2 protein-coding genes are annotated in these 2080 nt (G+C 48.8%); both read left to right on the plus strand.

Annotated elements, in window-relative coordinates; all coding sequences use genetic code 11:
• A partial coding sequence (locus KKH67_16080) for a class I SAM-dependent methyltransferase (protein ID MBU1320694.1) occupies positions 1-315 on the plus strand: 315 nt, incomplete at its 5' end.
• Between the two features lie 212 nt (positions 316-527).
• The gene (locus tag KKH67_16085; protein MBU1320695.1) at positions 528-1967 is read left to right on the plus strand and encodes a pentapeptide repeat-containing protein; all 1440 of its coding nucleotides are present in this window, start codon (positions 528-530) and stop codon (positions 1965-1967) included.
• Positions 1968-2080 lie beyond the last annotated feature (113 nt).

The raw sequence follows: 2080 nt of genomic DNA on the forward strand, positions 1-2080 counted from the left end.
CGATTCGATATGATTATCCTCGATCCTCCCGCATTCTGCAAGAGCAAGACAGCTATAGTGAAGGCGTGCAGAGGCTACAAAGATATCAACCGCATAGCGATGCAGCTGTTGTCACCAAACGGCATTCTTGTGAGTTGCTCCTGTTCGCGACCAGTATCGGATGAATTGTTCATGAAAGTGTTGTGGCAGGCGTCGGTGGAGGCGAACCGAGATGCACAGTTGTTGTCACTTACCGGCCAGTCACCTGACCATCCGGTGCTACTGACATTCCCTGAAAGCAAATACCTCAAATGCGCGACGTTGCTGGTGCAGTGAGCCTCATCGAGGCATATTAGGGAGGACAGCGATCCTCGCCTGATCGGGCGAAGCGACGAGTAGGTAGTAGGTCAGCGATCCTTGCCTGAAATCGCGCAGCGATAGCAGGTCCGAGCGAAAGCGAGGAGATCCTGACACATCCCCCGTAAACCGCGATCAGAGATCACGGCCACGGTCATACACTCTACACCGCCACAGACGGAGTCTTTCCGTTGGAAAACGGAATCCAGACGTATCAGAAAGCGATTGACAACATCATGATAGCGCCTGATATTCAACCAGTATGTCGTTGCTCGACGACCGCAATCGAAGGGTTTATCATGTGCGATTATCCGGGATGTCACAGGAGCCCAGTTGGCTCAACTTCTAAGTGCTTTTTCCACCTCCCGGCAGAGAGCGAGCTGAAGCCACCACCTCATGAACTCAACCGCGAAGCGCGCGAAGATATGAAAAGAGGAGAGTACGACTTCGACGGTTGTATTTTCAATGGCAAGCAAGACTTTAGCAAGCTGGGTTTCAGTGTAGACACATCCTTTAGCCTCGCACACTTTCTCGGTGACGTAGACTTCAGCGGCTCAAGCTTTGGCAAATACACGAACTTCTCACAAGCGAGGTTCGAGGGGTTTGTTGATCTAAGCAACGTCACATTCATGGATAATGTGTCATTTGCCAATGCTTCTTTCGCCGAACAGGGGTCTGCCAAGAGCAAAAGATATAATGCCATTGTCGTCAAACATGCCAATTTTCAGAAGAAGGCTAACTTCACTGGCGCAGAGTTCGGCGGAGGCAATGCCATATTTCAAGCTACCCGATTCAACGGGATTGAGGCGAACTTCTCTAACTGCAAATTCCATGGCCGTATCACGTTCTTCAGAGACTGCCACTTCGATGGCAACTGCTTCTTCGTTGGAGCACAATTCTCGGGGGCGGAAGCGTCCTTCACAAAGTCAGAGTTTCGGGGAGATATCGTCTCCTTTCATGCAGCGCAGTTCACAAATGATGTAACCAGCTTCACGCAAACGCAGTTCATGGGAGGGGAAGTCAGATTCGTACTGGCGAGGTTTACGGGAGAAAGGGCACACTTCTCCCGAGCTGAATTCTCGTGTCAGTCTGTAGCCTTCGACGGGGCTGCATTCGTTGGCGGCGAAGTGCTGTTCGCAGAGACAAGATTCAGCTGCGATATCACATTCTGCAGCATTGAGATCGGCAGTGATATCAGTTTCGACGCAGTTCGACTTGGTGAGAAATCGCAGTTCCAATTTGAATCGGCGAATTTCGTTCGCTCTCGTGAAAATGCGCCAAGACTGCTATTTCGACGCATAAGATTCAATCCACTGCAGACGTTTTTCGACAACGTCAGATCAGGCAATCAATTCCTGGATTCGAACGTGTCTGAAAGACCTATTCTTCTCTTCCGACAATGCCAACTTAAAGACGTCTTCTTTTCGAATAACGAAATGATGCTCTTCTCTTTCTTCAGCAGTGTTTTCTTTGAAGAATCGCATTTGTTCTCAAACCAGTGGATAGAACGACCAGAAAGACTCGCAGGTTTTATTCCATTTCGGTCCATCAGAAGAACCCAGATTGTCGAGGAAGAGATGTTAGAGCAACTTAAGGCAGTGGGAGGAGATATATTCAAAAGTTGTGGATAGAATAGAATGAGCGTATCCTCTTAATAGTAAACAAGAGAACTCGGGTTTATCCGAGCAGGAGGACACGCTCATGAGGAATAGTAATGTAAGTAATTTGGAAAGTCGAGTGGAAA

It is taken from the genome of Candidatus Zixiibacteriota bacterium (assembly GCA_018820315.1).
In the GTDB taxonomy this organism is placed as follows: domain Bacteria; phylum Zixibacteria; class MSB-5A5; order JAABVY01; family JAHJOQ01; genus JAHJOQ01.